The 18,566-nt window shown below is 63.3% G+C and carries 20 protein-coding genes and 1 pseudogene; 9 read left to right on the top strand and 12 right to left on the bottom strand.

Annotation, left to right across the window (positions count from 1 at the left end; all coding sequences use genetic code 11):
• Positions 1 to 102 precede the first annotated feature (102 nt).
• From AC1DUB_RS13730 to AC1DUB_RS13720, 3 genes are all read right to left on the bottom strand, one after another.
• Positions 103 to 1,071 carry a Bug family tripartite tricarboxylate transporter substrate binding protein gene (locus tag AC1DUB_RS13730; RefSeq protein ID WP_477729955.1) on the bottom strand — a complete coding sequence of 323 codons (969 nt, stop codon included), beginning with the start codon at positions 1,069 to 1,071 and terminating at the stop codon, positions 103 to 105.
• Positions 1,072 to 1,153: 82 nt separating this feature from the next.
• A complete protein-coding gene (locus AC1DUB_RS13725; protein ID WP_477729954.1) occupies positions 1,154 to 2,350 on the bottom strand; it encodes a CaiB/BaiF CoA transferase family protein in 1,197 nt (398 codons plus the stop codon).
• 1 nt (position 2,351) lies between these two features.
• The gene (locus AC1DUB_RS13720) at positions 2,352 to 3,131 is read right to left on the bottom strand and encodes an enoyl-CoA hydratase-related protein (protein WP_477729953.1); all 780 of its coding nucleotides are present in this window, start codon (positions 3,129 to 3,131) and stop codon (positions 2,352 to 2,354) included.
• 320 nt (positions 3,132 to 3,451) lie between these two features.
• Between AC1DUB_RS13720 and AC1DUB_RS13715 the strand changes: the two genes are divergently transcribed.
• From AC1DUB_RS13715 to AC1DUB_RS13690, 6 genes are all read left to right on the top strand, one after another.
• A complete protein-coding gene (locus AC1DUB_RS13715) occupies positions 3,452 to 4,591 on the top strand; it encodes an iron-containing alcohol dehydrogenase (RefSeq protein ID WP_477730058.1) in 1,140 nt (379 codons plus the stop codon).
• A gap of 166 nt (positions 4,592 to 4,757) precedes the next feature.
• Positions 4,758 to 5,744, top strand: coding sequence for a TRAP transporter substrate-binding protein (locus AC1DUB_RS13710; protein ID WP_477729952.1), 987 nt, complete (start codon positions 4,758 to 4,760; stop codon positions 5,742 to 5,744).
• Positions 5,745 to 5,763: 19 nt separating this feature from the next.
• Positions 5,764 to 6,699 carry an amidohydrolase family protein gene (locus AC1DUB_RS13705; protein WP_477729951.1) on the top strand — a complete coding sequence of 312 codons (936 nt, stop codon included), beginning with the start codon at positions 5,764 to 5,766 and terminating at the stop codon, positions 6,697 to 6,699.
• An 11-nt stretch (positions 6,700 to 6,710) separates the two neighbouring features.
• Complete coding sequence (locus AC1DUB_RS13700; protein WP_477729950.1) at positions 6,711 to 7,214, top strand: TRAP transporter small permease; 504 nt, start codon at positions 6,711 to 6,713, stop codon at positions 7,212 to 7,214.
• Between the two features lie 15 nt (positions 7,215 to 7,229).
• Complete coding sequence (locus tag AC1DUB_RS13695; protein ID WP_477729949.1) at positions 7,230 to 8,507, top strand: TRAP transporter large permease subunit; 1,278 nt, start codon at positions 7,230 to 7,232, stop codon at positions 8,505 to 8,507.
• A 36-nt stretch (positions 8,508 to 8,543) separates the two neighbouring features.
• Positions 8,544 to 9,446: an NAD-dependent epimerase/dehydratase family protein gene (locus AC1DUB_RS13690; RefSeq protein WP_477729948.1), complete on the top strand. Its 903-nt coding sequence runs from the start codon at positions 8,544 to 8,546 to the stop codon at positions 9,444 to 9,446.
• Positions 9,447 to 9,542: 96 nt separating this feature from the next.
• Here the strand turns inward: AC1DUB_RS13690 and AC1DUB_RS13685 are convergent, their stop codons facing one another.
• The 7 genes from AC1DUB_RS13685 to AC1DUB_RS13655 all read right to left on the bottom strand — a co-directional run bounded on the left by AC1DUB_RS13685 (position 9,543) and on the right by AC1DUB_RS13655 (position 14,046).
• Positions 9,543 to 10,634, bottom strand: a complete 1,092-nt coding sequence (locus tag AC1DUB_RS13685; protein WP_477729947.1) for a pirin family protein — start codon at positions 10,632 to 10,634, stop codon at positions 9,543 to 9,545.
• A 94-nt stretch (positions 10,635 to 10,728) separates the two neighbouring features.
• Positions 10,729 to 11,214: a DUF1579 domain-containing protein gene (locus AC1DUB_RS13680; protein ID WP_477729946.1), complete on the bottom strand. Its 486-nt coding sequence runs from the start codon at positions 11,212 to 11,214 to the stop codon at positions 10,729 to 10,731.
• 51 nt (positions 11,215 to 11,265) lie between these two features.
• A complete protein-coding gene (locus tag AC1DUB_RS13675; RefSeq protein WP_477729945.1) occupies positions 11,266 to 11,886 on the bottom strand; it encodes a glutathione S-transferase family protein in 621 nt (206 codons plus the stop codon).
• Positions 11,887 to 11,899: 13 nt separating this feature from the next.
• Positions 11,900 to 12,322, bottom strand: a complete 423-nt coding sequence (locus tag AC1DUB_RS13670) for a VOC family protein (protein WP_477729944.1) — start codon at positions 12,320 to 12,322, stop codon at positions 11,900 to 11,902.
• A 117-nt stretch (positions 12,323 to 12,439) separates the two neighbouring features.
• Positions 12,440 to 12,799, bottom strand: a complete 360-nt coding sequence (locus AC1DUB_RS13665) for a VOC family protein (protein ID WP_477729943.1) — start codon at positions 12,797 to 12,799, stop codon at positions 12,440 to 12,442.
• A 118-nt stretch (positions 12,800 to 12,917) separates the two neighbouring features.
• The gene (locus AC1DUB_RS13660; protein ID WP_477729942.1) at positions 12,918 to 13,388 is read right to left on the bottom strand and encodes a VOC family protein; all 471 of its coding nucleotides are present in this window, start codon (positions 13,386 to 13,388) and stop codon (positions 12,918 to 12,920) included.
• A gap of 184 nt (positions 13,389 to 13,572) precedes the next feature.
• Entirely contained in the window at positions 13,573 to 14,046 is a 474-nt protein-coding gene (locus AC1DUB_RS13655) for a VOC family protein (protein WP_477729941.1), read from the bottom strand.
• A gap of 152 nt (positions 14,047 to 14,198) precedes the next feature.
• Between AC1DUB_RS13655 and AC1DUB_RS13650 the strand changes: the two genes are divergently transcribed.
• Positions 14,199 to 14,858 (top strand): TetR/AcrR family transcriptional regulator, encoded by a 660-nt coding sequence (locus AC1DUB_RS13650; RefSeq protein WP_477729940.1) that lies wholly within the window; start codon positions 14,199 to 14,201, stop codon positions 14,856 to 14,858.
• A gap of 88 nt (positions 14,859 to 14,946) precedes the next feature.
• Here the strand turns inward: AC1DUB_RS13650 and AC1DUB_RS13645 are convergent, their stop codons facing one another.
• Positions 14,947 to 15,894, bottom strand: a complete 948-nt coding sequence (locus AC1DUB_RS13645) for a LysR family transcriptional regulator (RefSeq protein WP_477729939.1) — start codon at positions 15,892 to 15,894, stop codon at positions 14,947 to 14,949.
• Positions 15,895 to 16,011: 117 nt separating this feature from the next.
• Between AC1DUB_RS13645 and AC1DUB_RS13640 the strand changes: the two genes are divergently transcribed.
• A complete protein-coding gene (locus tag AC1DUB_RS13640; RefSeq protein WP_477729938.1) occupies positions 16,012 to 17,217 on the top strand; it encodes an MFS transporter in 1,206 nt (401 codons plus the stop codon).
• Positions 17,218 to 17,272: 55 nt separating this feature from the next.
• Here the strand turns inward: AC1DUB_RS13640 and AC1DUB_RS13635 are convergent.
• A pseudogene (locus AC1DUB_RS13635) lies at positions 17,273 to 18,352 on the bottom strand (TolC family protein); the annotation flags it as partial.
• Between the two features lie 80 nt (positions 18,353 to 18,432).
• Here AC1DUB_RS13635 and AC1DUB_RS13630 point away from each other — a divergent pair.
• Positions 18,433 to 18,566, top strand: a 134-nt coding sequence (locus AC1DUB_RS13630; RefSeq protein WP_477730057.1) for a leucine zipper domain-containing protein, incomplete at its 3' end; no start/stop codon positions are given.

Here is an 18,566-nt window from a genome sequence, read left to right as displayed (position 1 = left end):
AATGTCTCCTCGTCAGATCAAAGTTAAGGGCGAAAAATGCACAGGGACGGGCGGCAGAGTTGCGTTTCGTCTCCATACAAGGGGTGACGCTGGCCGGCAGCCTCAAGGCTTGGGTTCAATCTTGCCGGCCAGCTGTTTGAAATAAAGGCTTTCACGGGCCATGACCGCCTGCAGGGTCACGTCATCGGCGTAGGTGTCGGTGCTGTAGTTCAGCTTCTCAAGCGCTTCCCGCAGGGTTGGCTCCTGGACCGTTTTCGCGACGACCGCGCGCAGGACCTTCAGCACCTCGGGCGGCGTATCCCGGGGGGCGGCCAGGCCGCGCCAGATGCCAAGCGACACGTCGATGCCGCGCTCCTTGAGCGTCGGCACCGATTCAAATCCCTTGACGCGCCGGTCGGCCATGACCGCCAGGACCTTGAGCTTGCCCGTGGCAACGTGGCTGGAAACCTCGGCCGTGCTGACGGTGACCGCGTCGATGTGGCCACCCAGCAGCGCGAGAATCGCCGGCGCCCCTCCCGCGTAAGGAATGTGGTTGAAACTCGCGCGGGTTTTGTCCGCAAGAGCCACCGCTGCCATATGCCACGTCGAGCCATGGCCCGCATTGCCGACCCGGATGTTCGAGCCCGGTTTGCGCGCGGCCTCCAGAAACTCCTCGAGCGTTGCATAAGGCGCGTCGGCGCGAACCGCGACGGTTGCCGGGTCGGCGTTCAGTCGGGCAATCGGCGCGAAATCTTCATAGGAAAACTTCGCCAGGCCAAGATGGTTCAGGAAGGTCATCTCGCTGGAGGCCAGAAGAAGCCGGTAGCCATCGGGCTTGGCTTTCCAGACTTCGGTCATGCCTAGCACGCCGCTGGCGCCGGGCTTGTTGATCACCACGATGCTCTGGGGCAAGTGCTTTTGCGCCGCGACCGCAAAGGCGCGGGCGACCACGTCGGCGCCACCTCCTGCCTGCCAGGGCACGACCAGCTCGATACTGTGGCTGGGGTAGCCGCCAGGCTGCGCTGCGGCGCCGGCCGTGAGACCGACGGCACACAGGGCCATAAGCCATTTGCGTAAATTGAATGCAGACACGATATCTCCTCGGGTTGAAGGGTTGGCGCAACTTGCGCCGGAACTCATGAACAAAAACTCTTTCATGCAGGGGGCGGAGCGTTCACTCCATGGCGAAGATCGCGCCCTCCTGGCGCAGCGTGCGGATGTCCTCATCGGAAAATGCGAACTCGCGCAGCACTTCGACGGTGTGTTCGCCCAGGCGAGGGGCGGGCCGGCCGCTGTTGTCCCGCCCTTTTGAAAACGTGATGGGCAGGCCCAGCCCTTTCACACTGCCGGCGGTGGGATGCCGGGTCTCCACGATCATTCCGCGCTCTATCGTCTGGGGATGGGCGACTGCCTCGGCGATGCCGAGAATGGGGCCGGCCGGCAGCCCGACGCGGTCGAACAGCGCCATCCATTCCGCGGTGGTTCGCCGGGTCAATTGCTCCGTCAGCAGGCGGACCAGTTCCGGCCGGTGCTCCATGCGGCCGGCATTGGTGGCGAAGCGCGGATCAGATGCCAGGGCCGGTGCGTCCAGCACCTCGAGCAGGCGTTCGTAGTTGCTCTGGTTGGCCGCACCGATGTTGATCCAGCCATCCTTGGAGCGGAAAGCCTGGTAGGGTGAACTGGTTGCGTTGGCCGAGCCCATCTTGGGCAGCACGGTCCCGTCGGTGAAGTAACTCGCCACCGGCCAGTACATCTGGTGCAGGCTGGCCTCGAACAGCGAGGTGTCCACGCTCTGGCCCAGGCCGGTGCGCAGCCTTTGGGCATAGGCGGCCGCGATGCCGAGTGCCGCCAGAATCCCGGCATTGATGTCGGCCACGGGTGAGCCGGCCTTGATGGGCGCCTGGCCTTCCTCGCCCGTCATGCTCATCAGCCCGCTCATGCCCTGCGCCACCAGGTCGAAGCCGGCGCTCTCGGCCATGGGGCCTGTGCGGCCAAAGCCGGAGATCGAGCAGTAGATCAGCGCCGGGTTGATCTCGCGCAGCGTTTCATACCCCAGCCCGAGTTTTTCCATGGTGCCGGTGCGGTAGTTCTCGGTCACGACGTCCGCATCTTTCAGGAGCTTGAGCAGAACCGCCTTGCCACCTGCGGTCTTCAGGTTCAGGCCGATGCCCCGCTTGTTGCGATTGACGATCATGAAGGCCGCCGACTCACCGCACGGCAGGACAGGCGCGAAGCGCCTGGCGTCATCGCCTCCGGGGACTTTTTCGACCTTGATGACCTGTGCACCCATGTCGGCGAGCATCAGCCCGCAAATCGGGCCCGACATGATGTGGGCCAGCTCGATGACCTTCATTCCTTGCAACGGTCCCATGTCACTTCCCCTTGAAGACCGGTCGGGTCTTGTTGATGAATGCCTGATAGCCGGCGCGAAAGTCTTCCGTGTCGAAGCACGCGTAGGCCTCGTCCCGGTCCGCTTCGGTCAGCGGCGCCGGATCCGCCAGCCGGCGAATGAATTTCTTGTGCCATTGCGCGACGAGCGGAGCGCCGTGGCTGACGCGCCGGGCGATGGCCTCCACTTCAGCCGGCACCTCGGCGTCTTCAACCACCTTGTTCACGAGGCGCTTGTCGAGCGCCTCCTTTGCACCGAACACCCGGCCTTCCAGCAGGATCTCCAGCGCGGTGCTGGCACCGACCAGTGACACCAGGCCGCCCAGTTCACCGTAAGACATCACCAGGCCGAGCCGGCTGACCGGCACGCCAAAGCGGCTGGATACGCCGCAGATGCGCATGTCGCAGACCGAGGCGATCTCGAGGCCGCCCCCCACGCAGGCGCCCTGGATCATCGCCAGCGTCGGGTGGCGGCAAGTGGCGATCGCCTGCATCGCGGCTTCGGTGACATGGGCATAGGCGCGTGCCTGCGTTCCGTTGAGCCGCGCGCGGGGAAACTCCTCGATGTCGGCGCCCGCCGAGAAAGCCTGGTCACCGGCGCCGCGAAGGATGATGCAGCGCACATCGTCGTCAGCCGACAGCGTTTTGACAGCCGCCTCCAGACCCAGCCACATGTCACGGTTCATGGCGTTGAGCTTGGCCGCGTTGTTGAGCGTGACCGTCGCGACGCTCTCCTTTCGATCAATGAGTACTGGTGTTGGCATAGGTCCCGTTCTGTAGAAACTTCAAATCTGCGCAAGGTGCAAACGGGGTTTGCGCTGCTTGCCTTGCATGAGGAGCAGAGTCTAGGTTTCAACGGTGATGGCACCAAGCGAGAAATTTTCTGCATGGCTTCAAGAAAAACTCGCGGCCCCAGCGCATGAAAATTTCTTGATCACTCGTCAAGAAAATGTGCCTTGCAGGTGGAGGGAAGTACTCCCAGAATACGCGCACTGCAAGCTGGCCAACAGCTTCAGTTGCCGCGAAACGGCTGCATTGCATGCGGCGTTTGCTTCACAAGTTCCAGTTCAACATCGGGGATCCCATGGCCACCATCAACTACGTTACCCAAATCGAAATCGACTTTGGCGCGGTCCAGCTCCTGCAGCGCGAGTGCGACCGGATCGGTGTCAAGAGACCCCTCATCGTCACGGATGCCGGTGTGCGCGCCGCCGGCATCGTCGACCGTGTCCTGTCCCATCTTGCGAATGGCAAGGAGGCTGTCGTCTTCGACAAGACGCCATCCAACCCGACAGAAGCCGCCATGCGGCAGGCGGTCGCGCTGTATGTCGCGCATGACTGCGACGGCATCATTGCCATTGGCGGTGGGTCACCCATTGACCTGGCCAAAGGGGTGGCCGTGTGCGCGACGCACGAGGGGGAACTGCGGATGTTCGCGGCGATCGAGGGCGGCGTTGCCAGGATCACGGCGAAGACGGCGCCCGTCATCGCCATTCCGACGACCGCCGGCACAGGCAGCGAAGTCGGGCGCGGTGCGGTGCTGATCCTGGACGACGGCCGCAAGGTTGGCGTGCTCTCGCCCTACCTGATACCCCGGGTGGCGATCTGCGACCCCGAGCTGACTTTTGGCTTGCCGCCTTTGCTGACCGCGGCCACCGGCATGGATGCGATTGCCCATTGCATGGAGACCTTCATGGCGCCCGCCTTCAACCCGCCGGCCGACGGAATTGCACTGGACGGCTTGCGCCGTGCGTGGAGGCACATCGAACGCGCCACCGCGTCCCCCCAGGATCGCGAAGCCCGGCTGAACATGATGAGCGCCTCGATGCAGGGCGCCCTGGCATTTCAGAAGGGCCTGGGTTGTGTGCACAGCCTCAGCCACTCGCTCGGCGGCCTGAGCCCGCGGCTCCACCACGGAACCCTGAATGCCATTTTTTTGCCGGCCGTCATAGCGTTCAACGCCGTGGCAGAGTCGGTGCAGAACGAGCAGCGCCTGGAGCGCATGGCGCAGGCAATGGATGTTTCCGATCCGAAGGCGCTGGGCCCGGCGATTTTGTCGATGAATGCACGGCTGGGACTTCCGACGGGCCTGCGCCAACTGGACGTTTCGCCGGATATCTTCCCGAAGGTCATTGAAGGCGCGCTGAAGGACCACTGCCACAAGACCAACCCCCGTCTGGCGACCCCGGCTGACTACGACGCCATGCTTCGGGCCTCCCTGTAGGCGGCCGAAGGGGATGAGCTTTTCTAGGGCGCAGGACGACTAAATGTCGCTTGTGACTCATTCGGGTGCTTCATACACTGATGGCGTATTGACCACCTACTGATTGCCGTCGAACCGGAGCATGCGGGACCTCCCGCTGCCTTCGTAAACATAAAGGAGACTTCTCATGAAAACGCGCTTGTTTTTGACATCCATCGTCCTGCTTCTCGCCGCGACTGCCGGCCTTGCCACCGCGCAGACTGCGCCCGTCAAGCTGCGTTTCGGCCATACGCTGCCGGCGAACGATTCACAGCATCTTGCCGCGCTGGAATTCAGCAAGCGCGTCAAGGAACGCACCCAGGGGGGTGTCGAGATTCAGGTTTTCGCCAACAGCCAGCTCGGCAACGATTCCACCTTGATCAACAGCGTCCGCAGCGGCACGATCGACATAGGCGCCACCGGAAACCCTTTCTTCACGGGCCTGGCGCCCCGGCTCAATGTGCTGGATTTGCCCTATCAATTCACCGATGCGCAGCAGCTCTACCGCGTGCTGGACGGCCCCACAGGCCGATCCCTGCTCGACGACCTGGGTGCACACCAGCTGAAAGGCCTGGCATTCTGGGAGATAGGCTTTCGCAGCCTGGCCAACAACAAACGCCAGGTCTCGAAGGCCGAGGACATCAAGGGGTTGAAGATCCGAACCACGCCAAATCCTTCTCATCTGAAGGCCTTTCAGTTGCTTGGTGCCAGCCCGCAACCGATGCCTTTTGCCGAGGTGTTTTCGGCGCTTGAATCCGGCGCCGTGGATGGCAACGAGAATCCACCGGTGCTGATGGTTTCCTCCAAGATGTACGAGGTGCAAAAGTACCTGTCGCTGACCCGCCATGCCTACACCGCCCTCGTCGTTGTCATGAACAAGGCGAAATTCGATGCGCTCAAGCCTGAGTTCCAGAAAGTGTTACTCGAGGAATCTGCCAGCGCTGCGGTCCTGCAGCGCAAGATGAACGCCGAGAACGAAACAGCGGCCATTGCCCAGTTGCGCGCCAAGGGCATGCAGGTGAACGAAAGCCCCGACATCGCCGGCATCCGTGCCGTGGTCAAGGACGAAGTTCGCAAGATGTATGTCGAAAAGAACGGCGACGCTGTTCTCAAGGCGATCGATCTTCAGCGCTGAGCCCAAGGTGCCATCCGCCATGGGAATCCGTCCAGCCGCCATCGTGGATGCGCACCACCACCTGTGGGACCTCAGCCGCGGCGGGTACCCCTGGCTGCAGCAGGACTACAACCCTGCCGCCTTCCACCTGGGTGACTACGAGCCGATCCGCCGGAACTTCGGTCCGGCAGAGTACCGAAGCATCTGGCAAGGCCTGCCGCTGGCGGCAACGGTGCATGTGGAAGCCGAGCGCGACCGCAAGGAGTCGCTGGCCGAGACGGCGTGGTTGCATGAGATCCATGCAGCCCACGGCTTTCCGAACGCCGTGGTGGCCCATGTCGACTTCGCATCGCCCGAAGCTGATGAACAGCTCGCGCAGCAAGCGGCCTATGCCCTGGTACGCGGCATTCGCTGCAAGCCGCTCACCAGTGCAACTGCCAACGGGTCCGTGCGCGGCCAGCCCGGATCACTGCAGGATGAGCAATGGCTGGCAGGTCTGGCCTTGCTGGAAAAGCACGGCTTGTCGTGGGACCTGCGGGTGCCGTTCTGGCATCTGGAAGAGGCCGCTGCAGTCGTCCAGCAACTGCCCGGCATTTCGGTGGTGCTGGAGCACGCAGGCTTGCCCTGGGATCGTTCCGAGGCGGGCTTGGCCCATTGGCGCAAAGGCATGGAGGCGCTGGCACGCCACGACCAAGTGTACGTCAAGCTCTCTGAATTCGGCCTGCGAAACGCGCCGTGGAACGCCGATGAAAACACCGCCGTGATACGCGACACCATTGCCATTTTCGGTTGGCAGCGCTGCATGTTCGCCAGCAACATGCCGGTCGCCGGGCTGCGCATCGGCCTGCCGGAACTGGTGGACACCATAGCCGGTGCCTTAAAAGATTTGAGTGAGACCGCACAAAGCGCCATTTGGCATGACAACGCCAGGCGTTTCTACCGGATACCGGATTTCACAGGGCTCGACAAAAACTAAAGGAGACAGGCATGTTCAACAATATCTTGAGAACCAGTGCCAATTGGTTGATGGTCGCCATGTTCACCGCGATGATCGTGCTTGTATTCGGCAATGTCGTATTGCGTTACGCGTTCAGCTCGGGGATTGCTTTTTCCGAGGAGGTTTCGCGCTTTCTCTTCATCTGGCTCACCCTGATCGGCGCACTGATGGTGATGAAGGATCATGCGCACCTCGGTGTCTCCACCCTGATCGATCGTCTGAATGAAAGAGGCCAGCGTATCTGCCGCTTTTCTGCGGATGTGCTGTCCCTGGCCTGCTGCTGCCTGCTGGTGTATGGCGGCTGGAAGCAGGTGGTGATCACCATGGACGATCACGCCGCCGTCACGGGCATCCCCATGGGATTGGTGTACTCGTCTGTGCTGATCAGCAGCGTCGGGATGGCGATCGTGTTCGCCTACTCGCTCTGGCGGCAGGTTTCCGGGCGCATGCCGAAGGACGAACTAGTGCCGCATAGCGGTTCTTCGGGCGAATGAAATAGAAAACCCTATATGACCATCGCAGTCTTCATATTCTCTCTGCTTGGCGCCATGGCGCTGGGCATGCCCATTGCGTTCGCACTGCTGGTGTGTGGTGTCGCATTGATGTTTCACCTGGACAACTTCGATTCGCAAATTCTGGTGCTCAACCTGCTCGAGGGCGTCAACAACTACCCGCTCATGGCCGTGCCCTTTTTCATGCTGGCCGGCGAGCTCATGAATGCAGGCGGACTGTCCAAGCGCATCGTGCACGTTGCCGACTCCCTGATCGGGCATGTGCGCGGCGGCCTGGGCTACGTAGCCTTGATTGCCGCGACGGTGGTCGCGAGCATTTCCGGCTCTGCGGTCGCAGACTCTGCCGCTGTGGCTGCACTGCTCATCCCCATGATGCGCAACGCGGGGTACAACGTGCCGCGCTCGGCCGGACTGATTGCCGCGGGCGGCATCATTGCACCGGTGATTCCTCCCTCCATCGCCTTCGTCATCTTCGGCGTGATGGCGCAAATCTCGATCACCAAGCTGTTCCTGGCCGGCATCTTCCCCGGCCTCATGATGGCGCTCACGCTGGCGGCCACGTGGTGGGTGTGCGCMAAAAAAGAATCGACGGTACCGACCCGTGTTTTCAGCCTGCCGGCACTGGGCCGGGCACTGGCCGATGGCGTCTGGGCGCTGATATTGCCGGTGGTCATCATTGGCGGCATGAAGATCGGAGTCTTCACGCCGACGGAAGCTGCCGTGGTGGCCGTCGTGTACGCGTTCCTGGTTGGCACGCTGGTCTACCGGGAGCTCAAGCTGCCCCAGCTGCCCCACCTGATGCTCGTCGCGATGAAAACCTCCAGCACGGTCATGTTTTTGGTCGCATGCGCCCTGGTCTCGGCCTGGCTCATCACCATTGCCAACATTCCTGCGCAAGTCACGGATTTGCTGACACCTTTCATGGACAACAAGATCCTGCTGATGTTCGTGATCATGATCCTGGTCATCATTGTGGGAACCGCGCTCGACCTGATGCCCACGGTGCTCATCCTGACCCCCATCCTGATGCCGGTGATCACCAAGGCTGGTATCGACCCGGTGTACTTCGGCGTGATGTTCATCATGAATAACGCGATTGGCCTGCTCACCCCGCCTGTCGGCACGGTCTTGAATGTGGTGGCGGGGGTTTCCCGCTGCAGTCTGGACAGCGTCATCAAGGGCGTCTGGCCTTTCCTGCTGTCGCTGACCGTGCTGATGTTTTTGTTCGTCCTGTTCCCTCAGCTGGTGATGGTGCCGGCCACCTGGTTCCGGTAAGCACCCATGTCAAATGCCATTACTCCCAAGCCTCCCATGAATGTATTTATCACCGGGTCCACCGGATTTATTGGTGGCTCCATCGCCGTGCGCCTGGTGGCCGCTGGCCACACGGTGCGTGGACTGGTGCGGACCGAAGCCCAGGCTGCGCGGATTGCTGAACTGGGCATCAAGCCTGTCCTGGGAGAGCTCGCTGACGGCGCAATATTAAGACGCGAGGCGCGCTCGGCGGATGCCGTTATCAATGCAGCCAGCTCGGATGACCTGGCTGCCGTTGAAACCTTTATTGATGTGCTTTCCGGCACCGGGAAGACCTTCATTCACACCAGCGGCACCAGCGTGGTTGCCGACAACGCGAACGGCGAATGGGCTGGCGGGACGGTCTACGACGAAGACACCCCTGTTACGCCAGTCCCCGGGAAGGCGCAGCGCGCAGCGCTGGACCAACAGGTCATCAGGGCCGCGACCGAACGCGGCTTGCGCTCCATCGTCCTGTGCAACAGCATGATCTATGGCCATGGCCTTGGACTCAAGCCACACAGTGCTCAAATTCCACTGTTGCTGGCGCAGGCGCGTCAAAGCGGTATCGCACGCCATGTGGGGCACGGCCTGAACATCTGGTCGAACGTGCACATCGAGGATGTGAGCGAGCTGTACCTCCTCGCCTTGAGTCACGCCCCGGCGGGCTCGTTTTACTATGCGGAGAACGGCGAGGCCTCGTACGCGCAGATCACGGCGGCCATCGCGGAACGCCTGGGACTCGGCGCACCCCAGGGGTGGCCCATTGAAGAGGCCATCAGGGAATGGGGTGCCGGCCGGGCGAGCTATTCGCTCGGTTCCAATAGCCGCGTGTCGTCCAGGCGCGCCCGAAATGAACTGGCCTGGAAGCCCAGGCATGGGTCCGTGCTGGAGTGGATCAGGGCCGGCATGGTTTTATAACGGACCAGACCGGCAATCCTTTGGTGCGCCGTGCTCAATCGCTTACTGGCGATTGCCCGCTCCTGGCCTCTTGTTTGCCGAGGTTCCGTGGGCGCTTTACTCGACGTCGACGTCGTCGTCTGCGGCATGGGCTGCAGCGTGATCGTCACCGCTCGTTGGCCGCTCTTCGCGTCGGCCCGGGTGGTTCGCAAAGCGCGCCGGGTCGCGGCCATGCACCGGCGCGTCGTCGGCAAACGACCAGCCACCGAACTGCGTGCGCCGGTAGTCGTCCAGGGTTTGCGCAATCTCGGCCTGCGTGTTCATCACAAACGGGCCGTACTGCGCCACCGGCTCACCGATGGGCTTGCCCTGCAGCAGCAAAAACTCGGCCGCCTCGCTGCCGCCGTTGATCAGTTCGACGGGAGCGGTCGCGCGCAATTCGAGCGCCGCATGGTCGGCAATGGGCTGCCCGGCCACAGACACCCGCGCGCCCTTGAAGAAATACAGGCTGCGCCGCGTGCCCTGTCCGGTCGCGGCGGGCAGCGTCCAGTGCCCACCGGGCGCCACGCGAATCGTCCAGATCGCCACGTCGGCGTCGGTTTGCGCGGCCCATGAGTCGGGCGGCGGCGCCAGCGGTGCAGCCGCGGCGCTGCCCTCCTGTCCCAGCCGCCCGGCGATCACGGCCACTTCGGTGCGATGGCCTCCGGCATCGGTGGCGGTCAGGCGCGGAATGTCCTGCGACCAGAACATGGTGAAGTGCGGGTCCGACATCTTGCTGCGCGCCGGCAGGTTCAGCCAGATCTGGAACAGCTCCAGCGGGTTGGGGCCGTCCTGGTTGAGCAGCGGGAACATCTCGGAATGCACCACGCCCCGGCCGGCCGTGAGCCACTGCACGTCGCCCTGGCCGAAGCGCGCCGTGGCGCCCAGCGAATCGGAGTGGTCAATCAGGCCCTTGCGCACGATGGTCACGGTTTCAAAGCCGCGGTGCGGATGCGGCGGGAAGCCCGGCACCGTGCTGCCGTGGTACATGCTCCAGCCGTCCTTGCGGCTGAAGTCCTGTCCGATGTCGCGGCCCGCCAGCGAGCTGGCCGGGCCCATCTGCGCATTCGCCTCGGGGTAGGCGTCGTCGTGGTAGGCGCAGAAAAGGAAGGGGTCTATGGTTTCCCACGGAAAACCGAGGGGCTTGAGGTGGAGAATGGGGCTGGACATGAGCGGCCTTTCAGTCTGGAATGCAAAGAATACAACTAAGGCTGCCCCGCCGTCTTTCAACCGCTCCTCGCAGCCGCCTGCCGGTCTCCAGGCGCTACTTCACGCGCCGGTAGCTTGCCGTCATGAAGCGCTTCCATGTCCCGTCGCCTTGCAGCACCTGGGAGCTCAGCTCGCGCTCCTGGCTGTTTTTGAGGGTGATCACGTCCTGGTACCTGGCCAGCTTGCCGTCGCCGGCAAAGCTCGGTCCCTCGGTGTCGAGCGTCAGCACTTTTTGCGTAGGGTCGAGCTGGCCCCGGTAGATCCACATGTTGGCCATCATCGAGCCGACCCAGCTGCCGACGAACGCCTGCTTTTGCGTGTCGTAGCCCAGCGTCATCAGCGTGGTGCCGACTCCTTCCAGGCCCGGCATGGTGCCGCTGCCCTCGCACAGCAGCCACAGGCCGCCGAGGGTGCGCACGCTTTCCTGGCCCTTGCTTTTCGTCGGCGGCTGATCCGGGCCCATCTGCATCTCGGCATCATAAGTCCAGTCGCCCAGCAACTGCTGCAGCCACTGGTGTTCCTTTTGCGGTTCTGTTTTCATCAAACTCTCCTGGATGATTGACGTTGAACTACGCCGTGAAATACGCCGTGATTACGCCGCCTGCAGGGTGGGGAAAGGCTCGCGCCAGGCCTCCAGTTCATTGAGGCGCGCGTGCCAGCGCCGGATTTCCGGAAACCCTTCTAGCGGCAGCCTGGCCTGCTGCGCGTAGGGCAGTGTGATCGCCACCGCAAAGTCGGCCACGCTTAGGGCCTCGCCCACCAGGTAGCTGCGCCCGCGCAGATGGCCTTCCAGCACGGCGGCATAGCGCATAAAGCCCTCGGTGGCCTTCCGGATTTCCGCCGGATCGGGCTCGCCCATGCTGAAACGCGGCTTGATGAGGTACTCGAAATAAAACGTGGAGGCCTGCGGTGCGAACTCGGTCGCGTCCCACATCAGCCAGCGCATCACCTCGATCTGGCGCGCGTCGTGCGGCCACAGGTCCGAGCCGGCCTTGTCCGCCAGGTGGCACATGATCGTGTTGGACTCCCACAGCGTCGTGCCGCCATCCACCAGCACGGGTACCTTGGCGTTGGGGTTCATCGCGCGGAACACCGGCGTCCTGTGTGCGCCCTTGTCCAGCTCGACGTAGATAAATTCCACCGGCAGCTTCAGGTGTTTCGCGACAGCGCAGGCCTTTCGCGGGTTCAGCGTGTCTGAAAAATAAAGCTGCATGGCGCTGGCCATGTCAGGGCATGGGGAGGGGCTTGATCACCATCCACGACACGCCGAAGCGGTCGGCCACCATGCCGAAAGACGATGCGAAAAAGGTTTTGGCCATCGGCATCTGCACCTGCCCGCCGTCGCCCAGTGCCTTGAACAGGCGCTGCGCCTCGTCGTCGGAGGGCGCCGTCAGCGACAGCGAAAAGCCCTTGAACTCCGGTTTGCCGGCGGCGGCCATGCCGTCGGAGGCCATCACTTCGGTGTCGCCGATCTGGAAGCAGGCGTGCATGATGCTTTCGCCTGAAACCGGCCCGCAACCGGCGGCAGGCGGCTCGGGGCTTTCCTTGAAGCGCATCATCATCTTTACCTCGGCGCCCAGCGCCTTGCGGTAAAACTCGAGGGCCTCTTCGCAGCGGCCATCAAAAAACAAATAGGGCTGAACTTGCATGACGATCTTCCTTTCAGTACTTGATGTGGATGGCCCCAGTGCACCTCCCGGGGCCGCTGCATGCGCTTGTTGTCGCGCGAAACCGGCCAGGCGACCGCCTCGCCGGTGCCGGTGTTTTCACATTTTGGGCTTCCAGAGACCGAGCGTTGCGCCTGTCGGATCCATGATGATGCTGAACCAGCCCATATCTTTGACTTCCGTGACCTCCTTGCAAACGGTGGCGCCTAGCGACTGGGCCTTTTGCGTAGCCGCTGCGATGTCGCCGACTACAACATAGGGCAACCAGGCGGAAGGGGCGCCGGGCTGGGGATGCTGCATCATTCCGCCGCCCGTTCCCTCGCCCACTTTAATCAGGGTGTAAGTGCCTTGCGGCATCGGCATGTCCTCCAAAGTCCAGTCAAAAAGCTTTCCGTAAAAAGTCTTTGCCTGGCTGAGATCGGTCGTGTTCAGCTCTACATGCACGAATGGATTGGCCATGGTGTTCTCCTCAAGTGTCGGGATTGAAGGCGAATGGAAATGAGCTTGCGGATGCCGCTGTCCGCCAGAACAGGCAAGGGATGCTCCGCCTTGTTGTGCATCCTGCCTGACCGCCTTGTCAGGCGTGGCCCTGTTTGAAGAGCGCCTCGGCGCGCCGGTTGATTTCCTCTGGCGTGAGATCCTCCTTGTGGGTGGCAAGAAACCAGATGTGCCCGAATGGATCTTCCAGCGTCCCCGTGCGATCACCGTAAAACTGGTCTTGCACGGGCTTGACGGCCTTGGCTCCGGCACTGACGGCCTGGGCAAATTGAGCGTCCACATCGTCCACGTAGACATGCAGGCCAACCGACGAGCCGCCCAGCGACCGGGGGTGGCGGAACGCACCTTCCTCACAAGGGTCGGCCAACATGATGATGGAGTCGCCGACCTTGATTTCGGCGTGTCCAATTTGACCGTCGGGTTGCGCCAAACGGAACAGCTCAGTTGCACCAAGCGCCCGTTTGTAAAACCCGATGGCCTCGGCGGCGCCCTTGATCATCAGGTACGGCGTTACGGCGTGATAGCCCTCTGGCATTGGCTTGACGGTCATGGATTTCTCCTTGATTCAAAAATGACTGGCATGTGTTTCTTCCGTTGTTGAATCGGCGCTTCAAGGCGCTTAAATGTATGTGCGCTTCAATCACATTCACAAGCATTCCTCTCAGGCACACGCCTGGCGCGTCGGACGGCGCCCCGATCTCCTGTCGGCCGCGCAGCACCGGTTTGCCATGGCCTCAAGCTGCCTCGTGGGCCTGCTTCAGGCGCTGGATGTCAATCTTGTGCATCTGCAGCATGGCCTTCATGACGGCGCTGGACTTCGCGGGGTTCTTGTCGCCCAGCAACTCACCCAGAACGGAGGGAATGATCTGCCACGACACACCGTACTTGTCCTGCAGCCAGCCGCACTGGTTTTTTGCGCCGCCTGCGGAGAGCTTGTCCCACAGCTCGTCGACCTCCTCCTGCGTCTGGCAGTTCACAAACAGCGAGATGGCCGGCGAAAAGGTGAAGTGCGGGCCGCCGTTCAGGGCCATGAACTGCTGGCCTTCGAGCTCGAAGGTGCCGGTCATCACCGCGCCTTTCGGTCCCGGGCCTTCCTCGCCATAGCGTCTGAGCATGGTGATCCTTGAATTCCTGAAGATGGAGGTATAAAAATTCATGGCCTCCTCGGCCTGGTTGTCGAACCACAGGAAGGGGGTGATTTTCTGCACGGTCTACTCCTTTGGAACTGTGTCTTTGCTTTGCCAGGTGTTGAACGGTGAGCCGGGTGAATGAATTTGCTGAACTTGCGCAAATTGTGTACACCGTACACAAAAGAATAGCAAAGATAATGGACAGTGTCCACATTGAAAAGTAACAAGTCATGACGCCCCCGTCCAAGCCCCCCGCCTCGCGCAGCACCTACCGCCACGGCGACCTGCGGCGTGCCTTGCTGGAGGCGGGAATCGAGCTGGCGCGCGGTGGCGGACCTGACGCGGTCGTGTTGCGCGAGGCCACGCGGCGCGCCGGCGTGGCGCCCAATGCCGCCTACCGGCATTTCGACAGCCGGCAGGCTTTGCTCCGGGCCGTGCGCTCCGCTGCGCTGGCGGCGGTGGCCCGGGCGATGGAAGCCGAGCTGGCCGCGCTGCCGCAGGATTTGCCGCCGGCCGAATTCGCCCGCGCCAATGTGCGCGCGGTGGGCACGGGCTACCTGCGGTTTGCGCAGGCCGAAACGGGCCTCTTTCGCACGGCCTTTGCCGCGTCCGACGACATGAAGGAAAGGGCCCAGGGCGGCCCGGCCGATGCCGAGCGGTCCGGGCAGAGCGGCCTGGACCCGTTCGAACTGCTGGGCGCCGCGCTCGACAAACTGGTGGACGCCGGCGTGCTGCCCCCGGAACGCCGCCCTGGCGCCGAATTCCTCGCATGGTCGGCGGTGCACGGCCTGGCCATGCTGGTCATTGACGGCCCGCTGGGGCCCGTCATCGGTCCGCAAATGCAGCAAATCGGCCAGCGTCTGCTGGACATGGTGGAAAAGGGTCTGTAGGCCGGCAGCCTTCCCAAAGAGAGCATCAAAACAACTGCAATCTACGGTTGACGGGCGTGAGCAGCTCCATGGCGGACCGGTTGCCGCCTTAAGAGCCAGAACCCCGCGTGGGCAAGCCCATGCCCGTGGGCAGCCCTTCGCGCAGAGCCTCCACAAAGCGGCGCAGCTTGGCCGGGTAAAAATTCGAATACGGATACAGCAGGTAGACCGGCAAAGGCGACGCGCACCACTCGGGCGCCAGGTGCAGCAGCCGGCCGTCGGCCACGTCGTCGGCCACCAGCCAGGTCGAGGCGATGCTCGCGCCCAGGCCCAGCAGCGTGGCGTTGCGCAGGGCAAAGAGGCTGTCGGTGCCCAGGCGCGGCCGTATGGCAAAGCGTTGCTCTTCATCGCGGTCTCCGTCTTTGCTGCCGTGATGGATCAGCGTCACCTCGTTGCGGTAGAAGGTCTGCAGCGCCAGCCAGGGCAGCGCCTGCAGTTCAGCCGGGTGCGCCGGCAGCGGCTTGCCTTGCAGCAGCGAGGGCGCGGCCACCACGATGCGCCGCACCTCGGCAATCTTCACCGCCACCAGCGAGGGGTCTTCCACCGCGCCCACATGCACCGCGCAGTCAATGCCCTGGGTGATGAAGTCGGGCATGCCGTCATGCAGCAGCCACTCCACCGCCACCCGCTCGTGGCGCCGCAGATAGTCGACGAGCGGGCCCACCAGCCGCTGCTGGCCGATGGCATGCGGCACGACCACCCGCAGCGTGCCCTCCGGCACGTCTTTCGGGCCGCGCAGGTCGGCCTCGAAAGCATCCCAGTTGCCCAGCAATTCCTTGGCGCGGGCAAAGCAGCGCGCGCCGTCTTCGGTCAGCTTCATCGCATGGGTAGAACGCTGCAGCAGCTTGAGCCCCAGCGAACGCTCCAGCGCCTGCAGGCGCCGGCTCACCGTGGGTTGCGTGGCGTTCATCTGCGCGGCGGCGGCAGACAGGCTGCCTGCTTCCACGATGCGCACAAAGGTCTGCATCAGCTCGATCCGGTCTGGGGCGGTTTTCATGTGGATTACCCGTTCTTGTATGCATACGGCGTATGACCATTGTGCCCAATAGCCGTCTTCACAGGGCAAAACCCGCCCCGCATACTCGCGTCCTGCCTCAAAACCAGGATTCACCACATGACTTCAAGCAGCCATACGCATGACCAAACCGGGCCGGGTCTGCCGTTCCCGGTGATTCTCCTGCTCGCCACCGGCGCAGGCCTGGCCGCGGCTTCGCTGTACTACAGCCAGCCCATGCTGGCCCTGCTGGCCGGCGAGTTCAAGGCCACGCCCGCCGCCATCGGCCTGGTGCCCACGCTGACCACCCTCGGCTACGCGCTGGGCATTGGGCTGCTCGCACCGCTGGGCGACCGCTATGATCGCCGGCGCATCATCCTCGGCAAGGCCGCCGCCCTGGTGCTGGCGCTGCTGCTGGCCGCGAGCGCGCCCTCTGTGCCGGTGCTCGCGCTGGCAAGCCTCGCGATCGGCCTGTCAGCCACCCTGGCGCAAGACATCGTGCCGGCCGCCGCCACGCTCGCCCCCGAAGCCCAGCGCGGAAAAACCGTGGGCACGGTCATGACCGGCCTGCTGCTGGGCATCTTGCTGTCGCGCGTGGTGGCCGGTGTTGTGGCCGACCAGCTCGGCTGGCGCAGCATGTTCGTGGCCGCAGCCGTGAGCATCGCGCTGCTGGGCCTGGCCGTTTGGCGGCGCCTGCCGCGCTTTGTGCCGACCACGCAGCTGCCCTACCTGGCGCTGCTGGGTTCGCTCGCCACGCTATGGAAGCGCCACGGCGCGCTGCGCCGCGCGGCCATTGCCCAGGGGTTGGTCAGCATCGGCTTCAGCGCCTTCTGGTCCACGCTGGCCATCATGCTGCACGCCGCGCCCTTCAACCTGGGCAGCAGCGCGGCCGGCGCCTTCGGCTTGGCGGGCGCTGCCGGTGCGCTGGCCGCGCCGCTGGCCGGCCGCATCGCCGACAGCAAAGGTCCCGAGGTCGTCACGCGCCTGGGCGCGGCATTGGTGGCGGCCGCTTTCATCGCCATGGCCTTGGGCCCTGACCAGCTGTGGCTCATCGCCCTGGGCGCCGTGATGTTTGACCTGGGCGCGCAGGCCACGCTGATCGCGCACCAGACCATCATCTACAGCATTGAACCCGCCGCGCGCAGCCGGCTCAATGCGGTGCTCTTCATCGGCATGTTCACCGGCATGGCCAGCGGCGCCTGGCTGGGCAGCGTGGTGCTCGCGCAGGCCGGCTGGCAAGGTGTGTGCGTGATGGCCGCGGTGGCCGGCGTCGCCGCGCTGGTGGTGCGGCTGTGGCCTCAAGAACCTGCCCCCTGCACGGCATAACAGGAAATGAATCGATCTCTGCAGAGTTTTATGGATCAATTTCCCAAACGTTGGGCTATCTAATTGCTACCGCGTTGGATCCCTGGGGCTGCCAACCGCCGCCGAGCGCTTTAAACGCCGCAACCGCCGCGCGTGCGGATTCGGTTTGCGCTTGCGCTCGCGCGTCGGAGGCACGTAGAAGGTTTTCGTCGGCCTGCAAGACTTCGATCAAGCTGAGTACCCCTTTTTGATACGCCGCAAACGAAGCTGCTCGTGCGCGGCCGAGAGAGTCGACTCCCTGAGCAAGTACAGCGGCCTGCTCCTCGCGCTTGACCAGAGCCGAAAAGGAGTTTTCTACGTCCTCAGTTGCCCGCAGCACGGCGAGCCGGTACGCAGCCAACATCTCGGCTTCCTGGCCTCTGGCCTGGTCGATCTGCGCGTTAATGCGGCCAAAATCGAACAGCCGCCAGCGCAAACCCAGCACGCCGGAGGCCTGACTGGCGCCGCTAGTGAACAGATTGCCGCCAGACGATGTCGCGCTGCCGATCAGCCCACTCAGAGAAAGTTTGGGGTAGTACTCGGCAATGGCGACACCGATACGGGCATTCGATGCGGCCAGGCGGCGCTCAGCCACAATCAGGTCAGGGCGGCGCCTTAGCAGCTCACCCGGAGAGCCTGTCGCAGTGATTTGCGGAGCCGCAGGAATGACACTGGCATTGGCCAATTCCGTCTGATGGGTTCCGGGTGGCGAGCCCAACATCACGTCAAGCGCGTTCATGGCCACGTCCAGACCCGCCTCAAGGACCGGCACGGACGCCCGAACCTGGGCAAGCGCACCTTCGGCCTGCCTCACTTGAAGTTCGGCCGCCAACCCCTTCCCATACAGAAGGTTGATGGTTGACAGCAATTCCTGCTGCGTCTGCACCTGCCGGCGGGCAACGCCGAGGCGGGTTTGCAGCCCACGGATGATGATGTAGGTGTCGGCGGTTTGTGCCGCCACAGCCAACCGGGTGGCCGCTGCGCCGGCCTCCGACGCCTGGTACCCGGCAAGTGCCGCTTCCCTTCCACGACGCACGCCTCCGAATACATCCAGTTCCCAGCTCGCGCCGAGATTGGCTTCGTAAGAACTGCCGTGGCGGTCGAAACCGGGGCTAGCTGTAGTTTCCCAAGAGGTTGTTCACCCGAGGTGAAGGAAGATGGAGGTTCTGACTTCCCAACTTCTTCAGGACTCCCCGGATGAACATCCACAAGAATGCCTCAATGACGCCCAAAGGTCGAGCCCATTTGGTTCAAGAAATTGCCCGGATTGGTCTGAAGCCAGCGGCTGCAGCCGCTGGCTTGAGTCCCCGCACGGCCCGTAAGTGGCAGCA

The sequence above is a fragment of the Polaromonas sp. P4_F9 genome, from assembly GCF_056401235.1.
Note: the sequence above shows the minus strand (reverse complement) of the source record. Positions and strands in the feature narration are given on the sequence as shown.